Source organism: Escherichia coli, assembly GCF_036503815.1.
GTDB classification, from domain to species: domain Bacteria; phylum Pseudomonadota; class Gammaproteobacteria; order Enterobacterales; family Enterobacteriaceae; genus Escherichia; species Escherichia coli_F.
The window spans coordinates 4,356,929-4,380,324 of record NZ_AP027764.1 but is presented as its reverse complement, the minus strand read 5'-3'; the positions used below and the strand labels follow the sequence as shown (position 1 = coordinate 4,380,324).

21 protein-coding genes and 1 pseudogene are annotated in these 23,396 nt (G+C 49.3%); 7 read left to right on the top strand and 15 right to left on the bottom strand.

Annotation, left to right across the window (positions count from 1 at the left end; translation table 11 throughout):
* Positions 1-213: 213 nt before the first annotated feature.
* The 3 genes from treC to treR form a co-directional block, all read right to left on the bottom strand.
* Positions 214-1,869, bottom strand: coding sequence for an alpha,alpha-phosphotrehalase (gene treC, locus AABJ99_RS20965; RefSeq protein ID WP_039021191.1), 1,656 nt, complete (start codon positions 1,867-1,869; stop codon positions 214-216).
* Between the two features lie 49 nt (positions 1,870-1,918).
* Positions 1,919-3,340, bottom strand: coding sequence for a PTS trehalose transporter subunit IIBC (treB, locus tag AABJ99_RS20960; protein WP_077782403.1), 1,422 nt, complete (start codon positions 3,338-3,340; stop codon positions 1,919-1,921).
* A 118-nt stretch (positions 3,341-3,458) separates the two neighbouring features.
* Positions 3,459-4,406, bottom strand: a complete 948-nt coding sequence (treR, locus tag AABJ99_RS20955) for a trehalose operon repressor TreR (RefSeq protein ID WP_039021193.1) — start codon at positions 4,404-4,406, stop codon at positions 3,459-3,461.
* A 182-nt stretch (positions 4,407-4,588) separates the two neighbouring features.
* Between treR and mgtL the strand changes: the two genes are divergently transcribed.
* Complete coding sequence (gene mgtL, locus AABJ99_RS20950) at positions 4,589-4,642, top strand: mgtA regulatory leader peptide MgtL (protein ID WP_001387276.1); 54 nt, start codon at positions 4,589-4,591, stop codon at positions 4,640-4,642.
* Positions 4,643-4,782: 140 nt separating this feature from the next.
* On the top strand, positions 4,783-7,479 hold the full coding sequence (mgtA, locus tag AABJ99_RS20945; RefSeq protein WP_000471876.1) for a magnesium-translocating P-type ATPase: 2,697 nt from the start codon (positions 4,783-4,785) through the stop codon (positions 7,477-7,479).
* Between the two features lie 44 nt (positions 7,480-7,523).
* On the opposite strand, the gene AABJ99_RS20940 is transcribed toward mgtA, so the two are convergent.
* The 7 genes from AABJ99_RS20940 to bdcA all read right to left on the bottom strand — a co-directional run bounded on the left by AABJ99_RS20940 (position 7,524) and on the right by bdcA (position 11,572).
* Positions 7,524-7,979, bottom strand: a complete 456-nt coding sequence (locus AABJ99_RS20940; protein WP_001130089.1) for a transposase — start codon at positions 7,977-7,979, stop codon at positions 7,524-7,526.
* A gap of 66 nt (positions 7,980-8,045) precedes the next feature.
* Entirely contained in the window at positions 8,046-8,432 is a 387-nt protein-coding gene (gene ridA, locus AABJ99_RS20935) for a 2-iminobutanoate/2-iminopropanoate deaminase (protein WP_000047539.1), read from the bottom strand.
* A 72-nt stretch (positions 8,433-8,504) separates the two neighbouring features.
* Positions 8,505-8,966, bottom strand: coding sequence for an aspartate carbamoyltransferase regulatory subunit (gene pyrI, locus AABJ99_RS20930; RefSeq protein ID WP_000148581.1), 462 nt, complete (start codon positions 8,964-8,966; stop codon positions 8,505-8,507).
* A gap of 12 nt (positions 8,967-8,978) precedes the next feature.
* Positions 8,979-9,914, bottom strand: a complete 936-nt coding sequence (pyrB, locus tag AABJ99_RS20925; protein ID WP_000013046.1) for an aspartate carbamoyltransferase — start codon at positions 9,912-9,914, stop codon at positions 8,979-8,981.
* Positions 9,915-9,917: 3 nt separating this feature from the next.
* Positions 9,918-10,052: a pyr operon leader peptide gene (gene pyrL / locus AABJ99_RS20920; RefSeq protein ID WP_001296693.1), complete on the bottom strand. Its 135-nt coding sequence runs from the start codon at positions 10,050-10,052 to the stop codon at positions 9,918-9,920.
* A gap of 280 nt (positions 10,053-10,332) precedes the next feature.
* Positions 10,333-10,728, bottom strand: coding sequence for a RidA family protein (yjgH, locus tag AABJ99_RS20915; protein WP_039021195.1), 396 nt, complete (start codon positions 10,726-10,728; stop codon positions 10,333-10,335).
* Between the two features lie 130 nt (positions 10,729-10,858).
* On the bottom strand, positions 10,859-11,572 hold the full coding sequence (gene bdcA / locus AABJ99_RS20910; RefSeq protein ID WP_032185781.1) for an SDR family oxidoreductase: 714 nt from the start codon (positions 11,570-11,572) through the stop codon (positions 10,859-10,861).
* Between the two features lie 70 nt (positions 11,573-11,642).
* Between bdcA and bdcR the strand changes: the two genes are divergently transcribed.
* The 3 genes and pseudogenes from bdcR to AABJ99_RS20895 all read left to right on the top strand — a co-directional run bounded on the left by bdcR (position 11,643) and on the right by AABJ99_RS20895 (position 14,555).
* Positions 11,643-12,236, top strand: a complete 594-nt coding sequence (gene bdcR, locus AABJ99_RS20905) for a TetR/AcrR family transcriptional regulator (protein WP_039021196.1) — start codon at positions 11,643-11,645, stop codon at positions 12,234-12,236.
* A 144-nt stretch (positions 12,237-12,380) separates the two neighbouring features.
* Positions 12,381-12,833 (top strand): toxin-antitoxin biofilm protein TabA, encoded by a 453-nt coding sequence (tabA, locus tag AABJ99_RS20900; RefSeq protein ID WP_001315168.1) that lies wholly within the window; start codon positions 12,381-12,383, stop codon positions 12,831-12,833.
* A gap of 122 nt (positions 12,834-12,955) precedes the next feature.
* Positions 12,956-14,555: pseudogene (locus AABJ99_RS20895) on the top strand (DNA-binding protein).
* A 57-nt stretch (positions 14,556-14,612) separates the two neighbouring features.
* On the opposite strand, the gene argF reads toward AABJ99_RS20895, so the two are convergent.
* A complete protein-coding gene (gene argF / locus AABJ99_RS20890; protein ID WP_000012903.1) occupies positions 14,613-15,617 on the bottom strand; it encodes an ornithine carbamoyltransferase in 1,005 nt (334 codons plus the stop codon).
* 161 nt (positions 15,618-15,778) lie between these two features.
* Between argF and rraB the strand changes: the two genes are divergently transcribed.
* Positions 15,779-16,195, top strand: a complete 417-nt coding sequence (rraB, locus tag AABJ99_RS20885; protein WP_000002953.1) for a ribonuclease E inhibitor RraB — start codon at positions 15,779-15,781, stop codon at positions 16,193-16,195.
* A gap of 144 nt (positions 16,196-16,339) precedes the next feature.
* On the opposite strand, the gene yjgM is transcribed toward rraB, so the two are convergent.
* On the bottom strand, positions 16,340-16,843 hold the full coding sequence (yjgM, locus tag AABJ99_RS20880; protein ID WP_001059402.1) for a GNAT family N-acetyltransferase: 504 nt from the start codon (positions 16,841-16,843) through the stop codon (positions 16,340-16,342).
* Positions 16,844-17,035: 192 nt separating this feature from the next.
* Here yjgM and yjgN point away from each other — a divergent pair, with 192 nt between their 5' ends.
* Complete coding sequence (gene yjgN, locus AABJ99_RS20875) at positions 17,036-18,232, top strand: YjgN family protein (protein ID WP_000079650.1); 1,197 nt, start codon at positions 17,036-17,038, stop codon at positions 18,230-18,232.
* Positions 18,233-18,285: 53 nt separating this feature from the next.
* On the opposite strand, the gene valS is transcribed toward yjgN, so the two are convergent.
* The 3 genes from valS to pepA all read right to left on the bottom strand — a co-directional run bounded on the left by valS (position 18,286) and on the right by pepA (position 23,258).
* On the bottom strand, positions 18,286-21,141 hold the full coding sequence (gene valS, locus AABJ99_RS20870; RefSeq protein WP_039021199.1) for a valine--tRNA ligase: 2,856 nt from the start codon (positions 21,139-21,141) through the stop codon (positions 18,286-18,288).
* The gene (gene holC / locus AABJ99_RS20865) at positions 21,141-21,584 is read right to left on the bottom strand and encodes a DNA polymerase III subunit chi (protein ID WP_000786399.1); all 444 of its coding nucleotides are present in this window, start codon (positions 21,582-21,584) and stop codon (positions 21,141-21,143) included. Before holC ends, valS begins: the two co-directional genes overlap by 1 nt.
* Positions 21,585-21,746: 162 nt before the next feature.
* Entirely contained in the window at positions 21,747-23,258 is a 1,512-nt protein-coding gene (gene pepA, locus AABJ99_RS20860) for a leucyl aminopeptidase (protein ID WP_000397144.1), read from the bottom strand.
* Positions 23,259-23,396 lie beyond the last annotated feature (138 nt).

The window sequence follows — 23,396 nt, the reverse complement described above, 5'->3', positions numbered from 1 at the left end:
GACGCATTTTAAAGTCTATATATAGTGCTTTGCATCAAGGATGTTTGAACTTTTTTTGATGTAGCTCAAAGTAAAAAGCAGAGCGTACGGATGACGGGCGCTACAGCGTTATGTAAATTTTTTAATGAATTTTTTGATTATAAAATCAACAAAAACAACATACTGAAAGGCAAAACCCCGGAATGACCAGTATTACCGGGGCTTAGCGGATACTTACTTTTGTAACCACCAGACGGCCTCAAAAGGCCGTAAAGTCATGGCACAGGGTTGTGCTGAGGCTTCTTCGTAGTTATGCATCACAAGCTGCCAGTTTCCGCGCATTTGCCCTGGCTGCCAGGGGTGGATCTCACGGCTAAGGTTGGCAATGACCAGCAAGGTTTGCCCCTTCCATTCACGGCGATAGCACCACAATACAGGGCTGTCTGGCAGCAGATCCTGGTAATTGCCCCATGTCAGGACGGCTTCTTGCTTACGCAGTGCGATTAACTTTTGGTAGGTGTAAAACACCGAGGACTCATCGGCCAGCGCAGCTTCTACGTTGATTTCTTGATAGTTATCGCCCAGGCCAATCCACGGTTCACCCGTTGTAAACCCGGCATTATCGCTGTTGCTCCATTGCATTGGCGTGCGACTATTGTCACGGGATTTACTGGCGAGGATTGCCAATAACTCGTCGGCGTCACGCCCATCGTTGCGCAGTTCGGCAAACATATTGAGGCTCTCCACGTCGCGATAGTCAGTAATGCGCGTGAAATGTGGGTTAGTCATGCCAATCTCTTCGCCCTGATAGATATATGGCGTTCCCTGCATGCCATGCAGCACCATCGCCAGCATTTTTGCCGCAGGTTCGCGGTAGTCCCCTTCATCACCAAAACGAGAAACAATGCGCGGCTGATCGTGGTTACACCAGAACAAGGCATTCCATGCCACGTTGTGCATTCCTTGTTGCCAGTGGCGGAACAATGCTTTCAACGCCACAAAGTCAGGTTTAGCCAGCGTCCATTTTTCACCACCGGGATAATCGACCTTCAGGTGATGAAAATTAAAGGTCATCGACAATTCACTGCCTGTTAGTGCCGCGTATCGCTGGCAATGCTCAAGGCTGGTGGAGGACATTTCACCCACGGTCATTAAACCGCGAGGCGTAAACACATCGCGGTTCATCTCATGCAAAAACTCGTGTGCTCGTGGCCCGTCGGTGTAGAAGCGACGCCCGTCGCCATCCAGGTCTTCAGGGAAACGCGGGTCTTTGGAGATCAGATTCACCACATCCAGGCGCAACCCGTCGACCCCGCGATCGGCCCAGAACTCACAGACTTTTTTCAGCTCGGCGCGTACCGCCGAATTCTCCCAGTTGAGATCCGCCTGTTCTGGTGCAAAGAGATGCAAATAGTACTGTTCGCTTTCCGCATGCCAGCGCCACGCACTACCGCCAAATTTTGAACGCCAGTTATTCGGTGGCGTTTCTGGTTCACCATCGCGCCAGATATAAAACTGACGGTAAGGGCTTTCTTTGCTCAGCGCCTCGCGAAACCAGGCATGTTGGGTAGAAGTATGATTAAACACCATATCGAGAATGATACGAATGCCGCGCGATTTCGCCTGCGTCACCATTTCGTCAAAATCGTCCAGCGTACCGTAAGTGGGATCTATCGCCGTATAGTTCGCTACATCGTATCCGTTATCGACCTGGGGAGAGACATAAAAGGGGGTTAGCCAGATAGCATCGACGCCCAGTTTATGCAGATAGTCCAGGCGTTGGATAACGCCACGTAAATCACCGGTGCCGCTACCCGTGGTGTCCTGAAAACTCTTGGGATAAATCTGGTAGATAACGCCGTTTTGCCACCAGTGGGGAAGATTCGTCATTACGTTATTCCTGCAAATGCGAGGGGGCGCAATTGCGCCCCGAAGAAAATTAAACAATGTCCAGCGTACCCAGGCGGTATTTCCGCTGGTAGATAAATGAGGTGAGTACAATCGGGATGATGATGGCGATAGCCATTGCCAGCGCAAACACTTGCCAATAGCTCGGTTGAATAGAGAGAATTCCCGGCAGGCCGCCTACGCCGATGCCATTCGCCATAACGCCGTTCAGACCGCATAGCAATCCTGCCAGACCAGAACCAATCATCGCGCACAGCATCGGGAAGCGATATTTCAGGTTTATGCCGTACATTGCAGGCTCAGTGACCCCAAGCCAAGCGGAGATAGCGGCAGGTACGGAGATCTCGCGTTCATTGCTCTTGCGGCTGGAAATGATAATGCCTATCACGGCGGAGCCCTGAGCGATATTCGACAGCGCAATAAGCGGCCATACTGGCGTGCCACCCATGCTTTGAATCATCTGCAAATCTATAGCAAGCGTGGTCTGGTGTACGCCGGTGATCACCAGCGGTGCATAAAGGAAGCCAAACAATGCCGCACCAATGGGGGCAAAGCTGCCGGTCATCAGGTGACGCACCGCAAAGGCAACGCCATCGCCAATCATGCGACCAAACGGACCAATCAGCGCATGGGCGAGGAACACCGCGAGGATCAGCGAACAGACCGGCACCACCACCAGATAGAGGTAATCCGGCACGATACGCTTAAGGCGAGTTTCTATCACGCCCAGCGCCAGCCCGGCTAACAGTGCCGGAATAACCTGTGCCTGATAGCCCACTTTGGCGATGCTGAACATGCCAAAGTTCCATACTTCCGGTAGCTGCTGCCCGAGCAGATAAGCGTTCATCAACTGTGGGGAAACCAGCGTCACGCCAAGCACGATACCGAGGATCGGCGTGCCGCCCATTTTTTTCACCGCTGACCAGCAAATTCCGACCGGCAGGTAGAAGAAGATCGCTTCACCGATCAACCATAGAAAATCGTAGATCGTTTGCAAGGAAGGGTACATTTGCGCCAGCGTTTGACCGTTGCTCATGGGCAAATCGCCGATCACATTGCGAAAACCGAGGATCAAACCACCACTAATCAACGCGGGCAGCAGCGGGAAGAAGATCTCCGCGAAATGAGAGATCAACTGCTCATGCCATTTCATATTCTGCCGGGCGGCTTTTTTCACCTGCTCTTTATCAACCTGCGCCTGTCCGGTCGTCGCTATCAGCGCTTGATAGTAATCACCCACGTTGGTGCCAATTACCACCTGAAATTGCCCGGCATTGGTGAAACAGCCTTTCACCATGGGGAGTTGCTCAATCTCTTTCGGTCTGGCATTGGCCGGTTGGTTGAGGACAAAGCGCAGGCGAGTAATACAGTGGCTCACCGTCGCAATGTTGCCGCGCCCGCCGACCAGTTCAATCAACCGATCGAGATCCGTTTGGTTTATTTTGCTCATCATAAAGCCCCATGGCAGATGACATTTTTGGTTGGCTGCAGAATATAGTGCGCGGAAAAATTTAAAAACGGGAACGTTCCCGAAACGCAGCGAAGATCACAATTTATCGTTCAGGAAACGATCAGGACAGGGTGGCGGGGATGATGATTTGTTGCGGTTCGCTGCGCCCGGTTACCTGCGCAATTAACTGGCTGGCCGCCTGGCGTCCGGCTTCGGCGTAACCTGGGTCAACGGTGACGATCTCCGGATGGAGGAATTTCATTAACGGTGTATTACCGACGCTCGCCAGTTGCAAGGTGTCGATGCGTTGCTCTTGCAGGTATTTACTTGCGCCAAGTGCCAGCGTGTCGGTTGCGCACAGTAACGCGGTGGTTTCAGGGGTAATCACTTTTGCTACGTTCTCATAGCCTTGCTTCATCGCAAGGCCTGGCAGAGCGGCAACGGGATGCAGTTTATGCGCTTTGCAGAATGCCAGGTAGGCTTCGTGACGTCGCTTACCGGTCGTCACGTCACTATGCGGCACGCCGAGATAACTGATATTACGATGCCCCTGGTCATACAGCCGTTGCATCAGGATTTTGATTGCCCCTTCGTCGTCATAACAGACCGAAGCAAAGCCTTTTGCGTCACGCGCCAGCAGAACCAGCGATGACTGCCAGTGGGCTAACATGTCTTCGGTTATGCCGGTAAAACCGAACAGCACTACGCCGTCGATATTACGCCGTTTCAGCACCCCCAAATGTTCGGCAACTAATTGCGGAGAAAACTGACTTTCCATCATGATCGGGTCGTAACCTTGTTCATAGAACGCTGGCAGCATGGTTTGGACGGCGAGATTTTCTGACAACGAATCCAGACGGGTCACGATGATGGCGACGACTTTGTCGCTTTGCCCACGCATAGCGCGTGCGGAGCGGGAAGGGGAAAATCCATGCTGATTCATCACTGCTTCCACGCGCTCGCGCGTGCGCTGACTCACGCCGCTTTCGTTATTCAGCACTCGGGAAACCGTAGATTTCCCCACGCCGCTTAAGCGCGCGATGTCTTTGATGGTCAGCCGATTTTGCATCCTGTTGTCCCGTAATTGCGTTTCATTATTTGAGCCTAACTTTACCCGTGCATTCAGCAATGGGTAAAGTCTGGTTTATCGTTGGTTTAGTTGCCAGTAGGTATTATATCGCCATAAATGCCACGAATATTATTGGATTCTCCTTATTATTTGCGGCGCTTTTTTCACTTACCGGAGGTTATATGGAACCTGATCCCACGCCTCTCCCTCGACGGAGATTAAAACTTTTCCGGTAAGCCCGTCTTTTCACGGCGTTACCGGATGCGTAAGGCCGTGACGTTTTAACGTCCCAGCTCAGCTTTATTACCTTCAGGTAAGGCTTCGCCACGCCTGAAGACATTTCTGCACTGTTTCAGACAGTGCGGAGGGACTCCTTATGTTTAAAGAAATTTTTACCCGGCTCATTCGCCATTTACCTTCCCGTCTGGTTCATCGCGATCCATTGCCTGGCGCGCAGCAGACAGTGAATACGGCGGTCCCGCCGTCCTTAAGTGCGCATTGCCTGAAAATGGCGGTGATGCCAGAACAGGAATTATGGAAAACGTTCAATACCCATCCGGAAGGGTTAAATCAGGCGGAAGTGGAATCTGCCCGCGAACAACATGGTGAAAATAAATTACCCGCGCAACAACCGTCGCCGTGGTGGGTGCATTTATGGGTCTGCTATCGCAACCCCTTTAATATTTTGCTCACCATTCTCGGTGCTATTTCTTACGCCACGGAAGATTTATTTGCCGCAGGTGTTATCGCGCTAATGGTCGCTATTTCTACGTTGCTGAACTTTATTCAGGAAGCTCGTTCCACCAAAGCGGCAGATGCCCTGAAAGCGATGGTCAGTAATACCGCGACGGTACTGCGCGTAATTAACGATAAAGGTGAAAATGGCTGGCTGGAAATCCCGATAGACCAACTAGTGCCCGGCGATATTATAAAACTGGCGGCGGGGGATATGATCCCGGCAGATTTACGTATCTTGCAGGCGCGGGATCTGTTTGTCGCTCAGGCGTCGTTAACCGGTGAGTCTCTGCCCGTGGAAAAAGCCGCAACCACTCGCCAGCCGGAGCACAGCAATCCGCTGGAGTGCGACACCCTGTGTTTTATGGGCACCACCGTGGTGAGCGGCACGGCACAAGCAATGGTGATTGCTACAGGAGCCAACACCTGGTTTGGTCAACTGGCGGGGCGTGTTAGTGAGCAGGAAAGCGAGCCGAATGCCTTTCAGCAAGGGATTAGCCGCGTCAGTATGCTGCTGATTCGCTTTATGCTGGTGATGGCTCCGGTGGTGTTGCTGATCAACGGTTACACCAAAGGTGACTGGTGGGAAGCGGCACTGTTCGCACTTTCGGTCGCGGTAGGCTTAACGCCAGAAATGTTGCCGATGATTGTCACTTCGACGCTGGCGCGTGGTGCCGTAAAGCTGTCGAAACAGAAAGTGATCGTCAAACATCTGGATGCCATTCAGAACTTTGGCGCTATGGATATTCTGTGCACTGATAAAACCGGCACCCTGACGCAGGATAAAATTGTGCTGGAGAATCATACCGATATCTCCGGTAAAACCAGCGAACGCGTGCTGCATAGCGCGTGGTTGAACAGTCATTATCAGACCGGACTTAAAAACCTGCTTGATACAGCGGTGCTCGAAGGTACGGATGAAGAGTCAGCGCGCTCGCTGGCCAGTCGTTGGCAAAAAATTGATGAGATTCCGTTTGATTTCGAGCGTCGCCGGATGTCGGTGGTAGTGGCAGAGAATACCGAACATCATCAACTGGTTTGCAAAGGCGCATTGCAGGAAATCCTCAATGTGTGTTCGCAGGTGCGTCACAATGGTGAGATTGTGCCGCTTGATGACATCATACTGCGTAAGATTAAGCGCGTTACTGATACGCTGAATCGTCAGGGGCTGCGCGTGGTTGCGGTGGCGACGAAATACCTGCCAGCACGTGAAGGGGATTACCAGCGGGCGGATGAATCCGACCTGATCCTCGAAGGATATATTGCTTTCCTTGATCCGCCGAAAGAGACAACAGCTCCGGCACTGAAGGCATTAAAAGCGAGTGGCATTACCGTGAAAATCCTTACTGGCGACAGCGAGTTAGTGGCGGCGAAAGTGTGCCATGAAGTGGGACTGGACGCGGGAGAGGTGGTCATTGGTAGTGATATTGAAACGCTATCTGACGACGAACTGGCAAATCTTGCACAGCGCACCACGCTGTTTGCTCGCCTGACGCCGATGCATAAAGAACGCATCGTGACCTTGCTAAAGCGCGAAGGGCATGTGGTTGGCTTTATGGGCGATGGTATTAATGATGCGCCCGCCTTACGCGCTGCGGATATCGGCATTTCTGTGGACGGCGCGGTAGATATTGCCCGTGAAGCGGCTGATATCATCCTGCTGGAAAAAAGCCTGATGGTGCTGGAAGAGGGGGTTATTGAGGGACGTCGCACTTTCGCCAACATGCTGAAATACATCAAAATGACGGCGAGCTCTAACTTCGGTAATGTGTTCAGCGTGCTGGTGGCGAGTGCTTTCTTGCCCTTCCTGCCGATGTTGCCGCTACACTTGCTTATTCAAAATCTGCTGTACGATGTGTCACAGGTGGCGATCCCATTTGATAACGTCGACGACGAGCAAATTCAAAAGCCGCAGCGTTGGAATCCGGCGGATCTGGGGCGCTTTATGATCTTCTTCGGACCGATCAGTTCGATCTTCGATATTCTGACGTTTTGCCTGATGTGGTGGGTATTCCATGCCAACACGCCGGAAACGCAAACGCTGTTCCAGTCGGGCTGGTTTGTGGTGGGATTACTATCGCAAACGCTTATTGTGCATATGATCCGTACCCGTCGTGTACCGTTTATTCAGAGCTGTGCATCGTGGCCGTTAATGATCATGACCGTGATTGTGATGATAGTCGGGATCGCATTGCCGTTTTCGCCGTTGGCCAGTTATCTGCAACTGCAGGCGCTGCCGTTAAGCTATTTCCCGTGGCTGGTTGCGATTCTGGCAGGGTATATGACGTTAACCCAGTTGGTGAAAGGGTTCTATAGCCGTCGTTACGGCTGGCAGTAAGCAAGTGATGAAGCTGGCCTGAAATACTCTTTCAGGTCAGTCTGTTACGAAAACACCTGAATAAAAAAATAGATTACTGCAAAAATAAAAAAACAAATAAACGTCCAGCTCAAATTATAAAGGGCGCTATAGCTGTTATTAACAGAACGAGAGAGAAAAATGTCTTCTTTTTTTATATGTCTGGCGGAGATGTTGCGATACAGGCGGATATAATAAACACAATAGAGTAATAAAGGTGGTATTGCCCATCCACCTGTAGGTTTACCAAATATAAGCGTGAGTATAATGACGATAGCAATGAAAAGCAGAAAGACGATCTGTGCTTTAGATTCTATTTTTTTTAATTCGCTTCTGATGCCGTCAGCGTGCTGTTCTTGCCAGCGCCGCAGCGTGTTAACGCTAAATTGATAGTGTTCACAAAGCTCCTTATTAGATGCCCCCTCTTTTGACCGCTGTAAAATTTCAGCAATTTGCTTATCTGTGAAACGGGATTTAGCCATCTTCAACCCTCCGTGGTTGAATCAGATAATCCAGGCGCGAAACCTGGATTATCTTTTTGAAAGAGATTAGCGACGAACAGCGATCGCTTCGATCTCAATCTTCACGTCTTTCGGCAGACGGGCAACTTCAACGCAAGAACGTGCCGGGAAGGTGGCATTGTGCTCGGTGAAGAACGCTTCGTAGGTAGCGTTTACGGTTGCGAAGTCGTTCAGATCTTTCACAAACACGGTGGTTTTAACGATATCGCCCACTTTCAGGCCAGCGGCTTCGACGATAGCTTTTACGTTATCCAGCGACTGACGTGCCTGTGCAGCGACGTCTGCCGGTACTTCGCCGGTTTTCGGGTTTACCGGGATCTGACCGGAGGTAATGATCATATTGCCCAGATCAACGCCCTGTACGTAAGGACCGATAGCTGCCGGTGCATTTTCCGTCGCGATAGTTTTGCTCATGATTTCTCCTTTATTACAGCGGTAAAAAGTCTGGCTCATTATAGGGAGCCAGACTTTTATTACCAACCGCAATTAATTGGCCAGCACCACATTATGGGAAAACTCTTTTTCACAGTATTTGCATTTGAGCGCGATGTCATTGGCGCGTTTTCGCACGGCAAAGCTGGATGAAACCGGTTCGGCATGGCTGATACAGTTGCTGTTCGGGCAGACCAGCACATTGTCGATGCGCTCCGGCAGGCTGGGGCGCGATTTACCCACCACTTCATAGTTGTCGATGCGATTTACTGTGGCTTGTGGTGCATACAAAGCCAGTTGGTCTACCTGATCTTCACTCAAAAAGGTATTTTCGATTTTGATCAGATCTTTACGCCCCATCTCACCAGAAGGCAGGTTCAGACCAATGGTGATGCGCTGATCCGTTTCGGTCAGCTTGAACAGACTCAACAGCTTAAAACCGATCTGGGCGGGGATATGGTCAATTACCGTGCCGCGTTTAATAGCTTCAACCTGCAATTTATTATCGTGTGTCATCTCTATTTCCCCTTACAGTACCAGATCGCGATTCAGAACCAGTGCCAGTAACGCCTGGCGAGCGAAAATCCCGTTGCCTGCTTGCTGGAAGTACCAGGCGTGAGGCGTTTTATCAACATCGGTGGCAATCTCATCAACGCGAGGCAGCGGATGCAGCACTTTCATATTGGCTTTGGCGTTGTGGAGATCGCTGGCGCGAAGAACAAACTGCGCTTTCACGTTGGCGTACTCGGACGGGTCCAGACGCTCTTTTTGCACGCGAGTCATGTACAGGATGTCTACTTCCGCCATCACTTCTTCAATAGAGCTGTGCAGACTCCAGGCGATCCCTTTTTCATCGAGCATATCAAGGATGTATTGCGGCATTGCCAACGCGTCCGGCGCGATGAAGTAAAAACGGTTGCCGTCGAACTTCGCTAACGCCTGAGTCAGGGAGTGAACGGTGCGGCCATATTTCAGGTCACCAACCATTGCGACGTGGAGATTGTCCAGACGCCCCTGGGTTTCCTGAATGGTGAATAAGTCCAGCAAGGTTTGCGTCGGATGTTGGTTGGAGCCATCACCGGCATTCAGTACCGGTACATTGCCGGAAAATTCGGTGGCCAGGCGCGCCGCACCTTCCTGCGGATGACGCATCACTATCGCATCGACGTAAGTGCTGATAACCGAAATGGTATCGGCCAGCGTTTCGCCCTTTTTACCCAGTGATGTATTGGCGCTGTCGGAGAAGCCCACCACGCTGGCACCCAGGCGGTGCATGGAAGTTTCGAAAGAGAGGCGGGTACGGGTAGAGGCTTCGAAGAAACAGCTGGCAATGACTTTGTGCTTCAACAGCTCTGGTTGCGGGTTTGCTTTCAGTTTCGCCGCTGTTGCCAGCACCAGATTAAGGTCATCGCGACTAAGGTCGTTTATGGAAATGATATGTTTCTGATATAGCGGATTAGCCATCTTTTATCTCCTGACGCCTGGGCAAAAAAAAGCCCCTCGATTGAGGGGCTGGGAATGGGTGATCAACGGGAAGAAAAACGGCAGGCCAGCGTCTTTTTTCAGACGCGGTAAGACAAAATGTCGAACACACTGAACCATACATCCTCCCGGCAAATTGTTCGGCATTATACTCATCGTCAGAAGCGGCGCAAGCATTTGATGCAATATTTCGTCTGCGCAAACGGTTTATTTGAATTATAAGTCAAAATATATGCATTTTTATTTGATGTGATTCTGGAGGAGAACTGTCGTTCGGTATCAATAATTGCAGACATTTCCTGCTTTTTTCTTTTTCACTTTCACGCAATCAGATATGCATTTTATTCCATTCATCCGACTTATAGGGCGGAGTGTGAAAACGAACGGCTAAAACTATTGCTTACAGCTCAGGGATGCGCGCTATCACTTTAATTTCAAAATCAAAGCCTGCCAGCCAGGTAACACCCACCGCCGTCCAATTTGGGTAAGGTGGGGCGCTAAATATTTCATTTTTGACTGTCATGATGTCTTCAAATTGTTTTTCCGGATCGGTATGAAAGCTCGTCACATCAATGATATCGTCAAAAGTGCATCCCGCAGCTGCCAGGGTCGCATGCAAATTATCAAATGCCAGTCTGACTTGTTGCTGAAAATCGGGTTCAGGTGTTCCGTCTTCTCGACTTCCTACTTGCCCGGAAACAAACAGCAAATCGCCGGAACGGATAGCCGCAGAATAACGATGTTCAGCATACAGTGAATGTCGGCCAGCAGGGAAAACAGCGATTCTTTCTACCATTTGGTTATCCTCAAGATTTACGACATGAACAGAAGATTTATATTTACCGGGAGCCGCTTTTAGGGGACGACGTGAGTAAACAAAACCCAGACATCATGGATAATGGCTGGGCTTAATTGAGCGTAGTCGGTTATGCGCCAAACGCGCCATCAATGGTATGCATCGCACCGGTAACAAAACTGGCTTCTGACCCTGCTAACCATGCGACCATACCAGCGACCTCTTCCGGTTGCCCATGTCTTTTGATAGCCATAAAACCATGCAACATATCGCGCATTGGCCCGTTGGCGGGATTCGCGTCGGTATCAATTGGCCCTGGCTGGACGACGTTGATGGTGATCCCACGCGGTCCAAAATCACGGGCCAGCCCGCGCGCCATACCTTGCAGGGCAGATTTACTGGCGGCATAAGCAGCCATGCCTGCAACAGGCATACGATCGCCATTCACGGAGCCGATGATTAAGATGCGCCCGCCTTCGGGCATCTGCCGGGCGGCTTCAACAGAGGCATGGTAAGGAGCATGAATATTGATTTTGAAAAGGCGATCAATATCGTCGGCATTTAATTCCAGGGCATCGCCAAAGACGCCAATACCTGCATTTACCACCAGGATATCCAATGCGCCGCTCTTACGAACGACATCAATGACAGCGTCTCTGTCAGCACTATCTGTGAATACTGCTGTCGCTCCCGTCTCTTGTGCCAGGCGTTCAGCGGCATCTTTCGACCCCGCATAGGTGAATCGTACATTGGCCCCATCGGTGACGAAACGACGTACGATAGCAGCACCGATTCCACGACTGCCACCGAGGATGAGAACTGTCTTACCTGTAAAAGCGCCCATAAGGACTCCTTGATTTATTATGTAACATGCATTACAAAACTGTTTTAACTTTCTGTCAACAAGTTTTGTAATGGTCACTAAAAAACAATCTCGTGTTCCTGGTCGTCCCAGACGTTTCGCTCCTGAGCAGGCAGTCTCTGCGGCAAAAGTGCTTTTTCACCAAAAAAGTTTCGATGCTGTCAGTGTTGCTGAAATCACTGATTATCTTGGTATTAACCCCCCGAGCCTCTACGCGGCTTTTGGCAGTAAGGCTGGGTTATTTAGCCGTGTACTCAATGAATATGTCGGTACGGAAGCTATTCCGCTTGCCGATATTCTTCGTGATGATCGTCCGGTAGGCGAGTGCCTGGTTGAGGTATTAAAAGAAGCGGCGCGCAGATATAGCCAAAACGGCGGCTGCGCTGGCTGTATGGTTCTTGAAGGTATTCATAGTCATGATCCACAAGCGCGTGATATTGCCGTTCAATATTATCACGCCGCAGAAACAACCATTTATGACTATATCGCCAGGCGGCATCCACAAAGCGCACAATGTGTGACTGATTTTATGAGTACCGTGATGTCAGGGCTTTCTGCGAAGGCACGAGAGGGGCACTCCATCGAACAACTCTGTGCAACAGCTGCCCTGGCGGGGGAAGCGATAAAAACTCTTCTCAAGGAGTGATGCTGGCCTTGATCCGAAAGGCGGGAACGCGCCTGCCGATAAGTTGTGATAAGACAATAATTCACGCGTTAAGGCTGGCGGAATTGATCATCTTTTCGTATAACGATAGAAATGAAACATTGTTTTAATTAAGGAGTGGAAAAGATGATCATCGGAAATATTCATAATCTTCAGCCGTGGCTACCCCAGGAGTTACGCCAGGCGATTGAGCATATCAAAGCAAACGTTACGGCAGAAACGCCCAAGGGCAAGCACGATATCGAAGGCAATCGTCTGTTTTATCTTATCTCGGAAGATATGACCGAGCCGTACGAAGCTCGCCGTGCGGAGTACCATGCCCGCTATCTCGACATTCAGATTGTGTTAAAAGGTCAGGAAGGCATGACCTTCAGCACGCAACCTGCAGGCACCCCGGATACCGACTGGTTAGCAGACAAAGACATCGCATTTTTGCCGGAAGGCGTTGATGAGAAAACAGTTATCCTTAATGAAGGTGATTTTGTTGTGTTTTATCCGGGGGAAGTGCATAAACCGCTGTGCGCAGTGGGCGCGCCAGCCCAGGTTCGCAAAGCAGTAGTGAAGATGCTGATGGCGTGATGACTTTTCGCCGTAAATAACTCCAGGTTTACGGCGAGTTTGTGAAAAGAGCGTTTTTTGATATTTTTTTGTGAGTAAAATTTGTAATGCTTAGACGTTCTTATTAACTCAAGGAGTTCGTCATGAGCAAAATATCGCATTCGGATTATTTTCACTACGTTGCTTCCTGCAGGAATTTTAAACCAAAACATGATGTTTTAAATAGCTGGTGTGTGGGAATCAATAATTTTTCCCGTATTGCCGAGGGGCAGCATAACAAAAGAAATATCCTTTCTCCTAAGGCATTTTTGGAGTTTCTGGCATGGATATTTACCTTGGGACATGTAGATTTTAGTGAAAGCCGCAATGAAGCGGGAAGAAAAATGATGGGTAATATAAAATCCTCATCTTATTTAAAAAAAGATGATGGTAGTGAAATAATGCGATTTTACATGAATAATCCTGAAGGGTGGGAAGATGATATACGCCCGGTTATTTTAGAAGTTAGACTTACCCCTCCCTCTGTGAATGGGGCTCGTCAAGGGCGTACAGCCATTATATTTGATGATGTAACAGAATCTGGTAAGTCAATTTTTCGTTTTGAAGGGACGGATTTTGAAACAAAAGATGAGAGTTCATTACTACTGATTACTAATAAAGTTCTGGCGTGTTACCAGCGTGAAATTAACAACGAAATAGCACTTCAGTTAAATAATAACCAGATGAATTGGCAAGCCCAGGACTATAAAGATTTTTTTAAAGATGCCTTGGCTACAACATTGTCAACAATAAAGCAAGAGCATCTGCTAATAATGCCTCATGTATGTAATGAAATTATTCCAGACTTACTGGGCGAAGAAGGCATACTTGAAGAGATAGATAATCTCAGCGCGTCTGACGATGCCTTTACTAATAATAAAAAAAGTAATGATGAAATTAATAAGATCAAAATTGATCTATCGCATATTCTTATTGATTCCTTAGATGATGCGCCGGTTGACCTCTCACCGGTCATCCGTTCGATGTTAGAAACTTTTTTAAAATCGCCATATATGAGTGATGTAAAAATACTGGAGTGGTGTTTTAATAAAAGTATCGAATATTTTAATGCTGCTGCAAAGATAGATTATGCATGCGACGTGATAAAAAATATTAAGTCTGGTTGTGATCAGTCTAAAAGAGCTGAGGCATTATTTTCCCTTCTCGATAAAGAACCCTATAAAAATAGCCGTAAATTACAGGAATTGATTTGGGATAAGTTGGTTGCATATGTCAATGATTTTAACTTAAGCAATCAAGAAAAATCACGCTTAATACTAAAGTTATTTGATGATGTTAAGTTGCTATTTAATGAAGTGCCTGTCAGCATTTTAGTAAATGATATTTTTTTTGAAGGGTTTTTTCATGAAGCAACCTGATTTTGCTAAGTGGTACTTCTATCAATTACTTAAGTGTTATGAGGGCGAACAGCTGTATCTTAATGAGTTAGGATATGTTTATGGTGATGAAGAAAAAACAAAAGAAATTGTAAATAAATTTCCGGGTTATGTCGTTAAGATTTTTGAAGAAAAGATGGTTAATGAATTAAAAATTAGAACAAGAATGATGGAAGTCCTCCGGGATGGGAAAATCAATATATATAATTATATTAATGAAAAACAGTTAGAAAAATTAAATCCTCCGGAAAATTTACGAACAGTAATAGAAAAATGGGGGTGGAAGAATAGAACTCACACTGCATAAAATAATATGATGCCGGGATAATTTTTGTATTTCCCGGCATCTTTATAGAGATGTCAATTATTTACTGAGCGTCGCGACCATCACCGCTTTGATGGTATGCATGCGGTTTTCCGCCTGATCAAATACAATGCTGGCGGCAGATTCGAAGACCTCATCAGTCACTTCCATTCCGCCATGTAGGCCAAACTCTTCCGCCATTTTTTTGCCAAGCGTCGTTTGGTCGTCATGAAACGCGGGCAGGCAGTGGAGGAATTTGACCTCCGGGTTACCGGTCAACTGCATCATCTTGCTGTTCACCTGATAATCACGCAGTAATGCAATGCGTTCAGCCCATTTTTCTTTTGCTTCACCCATCGACACCCATACATCGGTATAGATAAAGTCAGCACCTTCAACTCCTTTAGCTATATCTTCCGTCAGCGTAATATTCCCGCCATTTTGTTGTGCCAGGGCGCGGCATTCCGTAACCAGCGCAGCTTCTGGCCAGCACGCCTGTGGCGCGACCAGACGCAAATCCAGACCGGTAAGCGCTGCAGCTTCGAGCATCGAATTGCCCATGTTGTTACGTGCGTCACCTGCATAGACCAGCGTCATTTCGTTGAACGCTTTGCCGGGCAAATGCTCCTGCATGGTGAGGAGATCCGCCAGCAGCTGCGTGGGGTGAAACTCATTGGTCAGGCCGTTCCATACCGGCACGCCAGCGTATTCCGCCAGTGTTTCGACAATCTCCTGACCATAGCCGCGATACTGAATACCGTCATACATGCGACCAAGCACGCGGGCAGTGTCTTTAATCGACTCTTTATGACCAATTTGGCTGCCGCTTGGACCGAGATAAGTAACGCGAGCACCCTGGTCATATGCGGCAACTTCGAAAGAGCATCGGGTACGGGTCGAGTCTTTTTCGAAGATGAGCGCGATGTTTTTACCAGTGAGTTTGGCTTCTTCTTTACCGCTTTTCTTATCGGCTTTCAGCTTCGCGGCTAACTGCAGCAGGCTGTTAAGTTCAGCTGGCGTGAAATCGAGTAATTTCAGGAAATGCTTATGATAAAACCCGGACATAGATCCCTCCTGTGGCTAACGCCTAAATGAATTAAAATTCAATTTATATGTATGGTTATTCATTTGCAAGTCTAAAGCATAAATCTTTATCACAAAGGTGGAGGCAATGTCAGTGGTGTGTGACAATAAGAGTATCGGCAGGACATTAAGAGGAATGAGCCATGGCAAACCCGGAACAACTGGAAGAACAGCGTGAAGAAACACGTTTGATTATTGAAGAATTACTGGAAGATGGCAGCGATCCGGACGCGCTGTACACCATCGAACACCATCTTTCCGCAGACGATCTGGAAACTCTGGAAAAAGCAGCAGTTGAAGCGTTTAAACTCGGTTACGAAGTGACCGATCCAGAAGAGCTGGAAGTTGAAGATGGTGATATCGTGATTTGCTGCGACATCCTCAGCGAGTGCGCGTTGAATGCCGATCTGATCGATGCCCAGGTTGAACAACTGATGACGCTGGCGGAGAAATTTGACGTTGAGTACGACGGTTGGGGCACTTACTTTGAAGATCCTAACGGCGAAGATGGCGACGATGAAGATTTTGTCGATGAAGACGATGACGGGGTTCGCCACTAATTAAGCGTAGCGCATCAGGCCCAGGTAGTTCCTGCAACCTGGTGAATTTGTTGCCCGGATAAGGCATTCATGTCACATCCGGCATAAACAAAACGTACGTTGTTAATGTTCGAATGCCCGCGAGTTGAACACGCGGGTATTTTTTTAGAGTTCGCGCAACATCCGCACTTCACAATCGACATGGCCCGTGCAGCCAAGCGCATAGTCGATATGCTCAAAGCCCAAATGCTCATAAAGCGCAATGGCTTCCTTTAAAAAAGCTGTCGTTTCCAGATAGCAGCGTTTGAAACCCATCTCTCGCGCCTGCTCCATCGCCATTAAGGCCAGTTTTTTTGCCAGCCCTTTGCCGCGGATAGCCGGAAGAAAATACATCTTTTGCAGTTCGCAAATGTCCGACTCACTCCCGGTTAATGGCGCTATCCCACCGCCGCCGACCACTTCACCCTCGTACTCAACTACCCAATATGCATGGCCAGGCTGACTATACACTTGATACAGCTCGTCAAGATTCGGATCGGCGACGGTGTAGCCTTTATCAGCGGTAAGACCGTATTCGGCGGATACCTGACGAATGACGCGGGCGATAGCAGGATTATCCTGCAGCGTCAGGCGACGCATTACAGGTGATTGCGGCGCAATGTTATTCATAGTTTAACCCAATAAAAATAAAGTAATTATACATTTGTTTAATACCACTCTCTTCTTACGTGCGCAAGCGACTTATAAAGTAATAAAGTTTTTGCCAGCCTATTACTGATAAGAGTATTGTAACGTGGCAGAACATTTTACTGTCTGTATATATAAGTTATATCAATGGATTTTTTAATTCAGGGATTTTTTATGGCTCAAGTTATTAATGAAATGGATGTTCCGTCCCATTCGTTTGTTTTTCATGGTACAGGTGAGAGGTATTTTCTTATTTGTGTGGTGAATGTGTTGTTAACGATTATAACGTTAGGTATCTATTTACCATGGGCATTAATGAAATGTAAGCGTTATCTTTATGCTAATATGGAAGTTAACGGACAACGATTTTCTTATGGAATTACCGGTGGGAATGTTTTTGTTAGTTGTCTTGTTTTTGTTTTTTTCTATTTCGCAATCTTAATGACAGTGTCAGCAGATATGCCGCTTGTTGGTTGTGTTTTGACTTTGTTACTGTTGGTTTTGCTTATATTTATGGCAGCAAAAGGACTGCGTCATCAGGCCTTAATGACCAGTCTCAACGGCGTAAGATTTAGTTTTAATTGCTCTATGAAAGGGTTCTGGTGGGTGACCTTTTTCTTGCCGATTTTAATGGCCGTTGGGATGGGGACTGTTTTCTTTATCTCGACAAAGATGCTACATGCCAATAGTTCAAGTAGTGTTATTATATCTATGGTTCTGATGGCAATAGTTGGTATTGTTTCCATTGGTATTTTTAATGGTACTTTATATAGTCTGGTAATGAGTTTTCTCTGGAGCAATACCAGTTTCGGTATACATCGTTTCAAGGTGAAATTAGATACTACGTATTGTATAAAATATGCCATTCTCGCATTTTTAGCTTTATTGCCTTTTCTCGCTGTTGCTGGTTATATTATCTTCGATCAAATATTAAATGCGTATGATAGTTCTGTATATGCAAATGATGACATTGAGAATTTACAGCAATTTATGGAAATGCAACGTAAAATGATAATCGCGCAGTTAATCTATTATTTTGGGATTGCTGTTAGCACCAGTTATTTAACGGTGTCGTTGCGAAACCATTTTATGAGCAACCTGTCACTGAATGATGGGCGTATTCGTTTTCGCTCAACTTTAACGTACCACGGTATGCTTTATCGCATGTGTGCGTTGGTGGTGATATCCGGGATTACGGGCGGTCTGGCTTATCCACTGTTGAAAATATGGATGATTGACTGGCAGGCAAAAAATACGTATTTGCTGGGCGATTTGGATGACCTTCCTTTAATTAATAAAGAAGAACAACCAGATAAAGGCTTCTTAGCCAGTATTTCTCGGGGAGTTATGCCTTCTTTACCATTTCTGTAAGAGATAAAAAAGGCCGGAGCATGCGCCGGCCTTCGTTTTCATCACTGTGTTGATTACAGCGCAGCGATAACCGCCTGCTGTTCAATCAGCTTGGCTTTCGCTTCTGCATAGCCTTCCAGCTTCTCACGCTCTTTCGCGATGACCGCTTCCGGTGCGCGGGCGACAAAGCCTTCGTTCGCCAGTTTGTTCTCGATACGGCTGATTTCACCTTCAATCTTCGCCACTTCTTTCGCCAGACGCGCCAGCTCATCTTCTTTGTTGATGAGGCCAGCCATCGGGATCAGCAGCTCTGCACCGTCGATGATCTTCGTAACGGAAACCGGACCTTTGTCATCGGCAGGCAGCACGGTGATACTTTCCAGACGCGCCAGCGTTTGCAGGAAGCCACGGTTTTCATTTACGCGACGTTCTGCATCCGCGCTGCAACCACGAAGCAACAGTTCCAGCGGTTTGCCCGGCGCGATGTTCATTTCTGCACGGATGTTACGTACCGCAACGATCGCCTGTTTCAGCCATTCGGTGTCGGCCAGTGCGGCTTCATCAACCTGAGATGCATCGTACTGCGGGAACGGCTGCAGCATGATGGTGTCGGCAGTGATACCGCAAATTACTTTCACACGCTGCCAGATGGTTTCGGTGATGAACGGAATGATCGGATGCGCGAGGCGCAGCAGACCTTCCAGTACAGTCACCAGCGTATGGCGAGTACCGCGCAGTTCGGCTTCTGTTCCACCGTTCATTACCGGCTTGGTCAGCTCCAGATACCAGTCACAGAACTGGTTCCAGGTGAACTCATACAAAATGCCTGCGGCGATATCGAAGCGGAAGCTGTCCAGCGCTTCGCGGTACGCTTTGATGGTCTGGTTGAACTCCGCCAGAATCCAGCGGTCCGCCAGCGACAGCGTCATTTCGCCGCCGTTGAAGCCGCAATCCTGACCTTCTGTGTTCATCAGCACAAAGCGGCTGGCGTTCCACAGCTTGTTACAGAAGTTACGGTAGCCTTCCAGACGCTTCATATCCCAGTTGATGTCACGACCGGTAGAAGCCAGCGCCGCCAGGGTGAAGCGCAGCGCGTCAGTACCGTGCGGCTCAATGCCGTTCGGGAACTGCTTCTCGGTGCGCTTACGGATTTTGTCCGCCAGCTGCGGCTGCATCATATTACCGGTACGTTTTTCCAGCAGTTCCGGCAGCGAAATACCGTCAACCATATCCAGCGGGTCAATCACGTTACCCTTGGATTTGGACATCTTTTGACCTTCGTCATCACGAATCAGACCGGTCATGTAAACGGTGTGGAACGGCACCTGCGGTTTGCCATTTTCATCTTTGATGAAGTGCATGGTCATCATGATCATGCGGGCAATCCAGAAGAAGATGATGTCGAAACCAGATACCATCACGCTGGTTGGGTGGAACTGACGCAGGGCGTCGGTGTTTTCCGGCCAGCCAAGGGTAGAGAAGGTCCACAGTGCGGAGGAGAACCAGGTGTCGAGAACATCTTCGTCCTGACGCAGGGCAACATCAGCACCGAGGTTATTTTCTTTACGCACTTCGTCTTCGTTGCGGCCAACATAAACGTTACCCGCTTCGTCGTACCATGCCGGGATACGGTGACCCCACCACAGCTGACGAGAGATACACCAGTCCTGAATATCGCGCATCCAGGAGAAGTACATGTTTTCGTACTGCTTCGGTACGAACTGAATGTCGCCGTTCTCAACCGCTTCAACTGCCGGTTTCGCCAGCACGTCGGCACGTACGTACCACTGGTCGGTCAGCATCGGTTCGATAACCACGCCGCCACGGTCGCCATAAGGAACGGTCAGATCGTGCGGTTTAATTTCTTCCAGCAGGCCGAGCGCGTCAATCGCAGCAACGACGGCTTTACGCGCGGCAAAACGCTCGAGTTTCTGGAATTCTGCCGGGATTTCGCTGGAATAAACGTCAGATTCGTTACCTTTGGTATCGAACACCTGGGCGCTTTCACGGATATCACCGTCAAAGGTCAGGATGTTGATCATCGGCAGGGCGTGACGTTTACCGACTTCATAGTCGTTAAAGTCGTGCGCCGGAGTGATTTTCACGCAGCCAGTGCCTTTTTCCATGTCGGCGTGTTCGTCGCCAACGATCGGAATACGGCGGTTAACCAGCGGCAGAATGACAGATTTGCCAATCAGATCTTTGTAACGCGGATCTTCCGGGTTAACGGCCACGCCGGTATCGCCCAGCAGGGTTTCCGGACGGGTAGTCGCAACCACCAGATAATCTTTACCATCTGCGGTTTTCGCGCCGTCAGCCAGCGGATAGCGGATGTGCCACATCGAACCTTTCGATTCGCGGTTTTCCACTTCCAGGTCAGAGATAGCAGTACGCAGTTTCGGATCCCAGTTTACCAGGCGTTTGCCACGGTAAATTAGGTCTTCTTTATACAGACGAACGAAAACTTCTTTCACCGCATTGGACAGGCCTTCGTCCATGGTGAAGCGTTCACGCTCCCAGTCCACGGAGTTGCCGAGACGACGCATCTGACGGGTAATGGTGCCGCCAGATTCCGCTTTCCATTCCCAGATTTTGTCGATGAAAGCTTCGCGGCCGTAGTCGTGACGGGTTTTACCTTCTTCTGCGGCAATCTTGCGCTCAACTACCATCTGGGTAGCGATCCCGGCGTGGTCAGTACCGACCTGCCACAGGGTGTTTTTGCCCTGCATGCGCTGATAGCGGATCATGGTATCCATGATGGTTTGCTGGAAGGCGTGACCCATATGCAAACTGCCGGTGACGTTCGGCGGCGGGATCATGATGCAGAAACTTTCCTGGCTTTCATCGCCATTAGGCTTAAAGTAGCCCTGCTTTTCCCAGTGCTCGTAAAGCGGCTGTTCGATATCTTGTGGGTTGTATGTCTTTTCCATTATTTCCAGGTTGCCGTATTCAGGTTGAAACCAGCCACGCGGTAGGCTTTATAGCGTTCGCGCGCCAGTTGTTTCAGAGAATCTTCATAAGGAACGAAGTCTACCACTTCTGTGAAAGCGGTGGCAAAATCTGCAAAGCTTGTTCGCAGACTAATCAATATATCGCGCGGGCTGCTGCTGCGTTTTTGCGGCCAGGCGATCTCCACCGGTGCACCGCCGCGCGGTCCTTCTCCCGCTAAATTATGCGGAACAAAGCTTTCTGCCGGACGCGCCCACAGGGCTTCATCCAGCCGGTAAGCCTGCTTTTCATCTTCACAGGCGATGAGCACGCGCTTACCGCTGCGCCAACGTTCTGCGGCAATTTCGCACACCAGCTGCTCAACGGCGCTTAAGCCATCGACGGTGGTGTCATTGTCCAGAAGGTAGAACGTCGCGTTTTTCATAAATGGGGCTTCTTGTGGTGGATTTAAATATGCATTTGGTAATACACAGCGTTGCCTGATGCGACGCTGTCGCGTCTTATCAGGCCTACGGGTCCGGTATTCTGTGTCGGTCGGATAAGGCGTTCACGCCGCATCCGACAATAACAACACAGCCTGATGCAATTACTCTTCGCCGTTAAACCCGGCGCGGTTTAACAGGAACTGTGCCAGCAACGCCACCGGGCGGCCGGTTGCGCCTTTCGCCTTACCAGAACGCCAGGCGGTACCGGCGATATCCAGGTGTGCCCAGTTGTACTTACGGGTAAAGCGCGACAGGAAGCAACCAGCGGTAATCGCCCCGCCAGGACGACCGCCAATGTTCGCCATATCGGCAAAATTGGACTCCAGCTGTTCCTGATACTCGTCACCCAGCGGCAAACGCCATGCGCGGTCACCGGATTGTTCAGACGCGGCAATCAGCTCATGGGCCAGTGGGTTATGATTCGCCATCAGGCCGGTAATGTGATGGCCTAGCGCGATAACGCAGGCACCGGTCAGCGTCGCCACGTCAATCACCGCTTCCGGCTCAAAACGCTCAACGTAAGTTAACACATCGCACAGTACCAGACGGCCTTCGGCGTCGGTGTTCAGCACTTCAACGGTTTGACCGGACATGGTGGTTAACACATCGCCCGGACGATAGGCTCGGCCGCCAGGCATGTTTTCGCAACCTGCCAGCACGCCGATAACGTTAATCGGCAGTTGCAGCTCCGCGACCATACGCATCACGCCGTAAACCGCCGCCGCGCCGCACATATCGTACTTCATCTCATCCATGCCTTCTGAAGGCTTGATGGAGATACCGCCGGAGTCGAAGGTTAAACCTTTACCGACCAGCACGATTGGGCGTGCATCTTCCGACGCGTTGCCTTTGTACTCAATCACCGACATCAGCGATTCGTTCTGCGAACCCTGACCGACCGCCAGATAGGAATGCATCCCCAGCTCTTTCATCTGCTGTTCGCCGATAACGCGGGTGATGACATTCTTGCTGTAGCTGTCAGCCAGCTGGCGCGCCTGAGAGGCGAGATAAGCGGCATTACAGATATTCGGCGGCATATTGCCGAGATCTTTTGCTGCTTTAATCCCGGCGGCAATCGCCAGACCGTGTTGGATCGCGCGCTCGCCGCTGGTCAGTTCACGGCGGGTCGGCACGTTGAAGACCATCTTACGCAGCGGGCGACGCGGCTCGCTCTTATTCGTTTTCAACTGATCAAAGCTGTAGAGCGTCTCTTTTGCCGTCTCGACAGCCTGACGCACTTTCCAGTAGTTGTTACGGCCTTTAACGTGCAGTTCAGTCAGAAAGCAGACCGCTTCCATCGAGCCAGTATCATTCAGCGTATTAATGGTTTTCTGAATAACCTGCTTGTACTGACGCTCATCCAGTTCACGTTCTTTGCCGCAACCAATAAGGAGAATTCGTTCGGAAAGTACATTCGGAACATGGTGCAGCAACAGTGTCTGCCCCGGTTTTCCTTCCAGTTCGCCCCGACGCAGCAGGGCGCTGATGTACCCATCGCTGATTTTATCGAGCTGTTCTGCAATCGGAGAAAGGCGACGTGGTTCGAAGACGCCCACGACGATGCAGGCACTCCGCTGTTTCTCCGGGCTACCGCTTTTTACACTAAACTCCATGCACTACGCTCCTGAATCTTAAAGACAACGGCGGTGGCTACAGATAGAATTGCAAGCTTTCGTAACTCATGTCCGCTGTTGCGATGACTTCGTGTTAATCTTAACGTTATTACGGCATTGGCACGTCAGAACAAAATC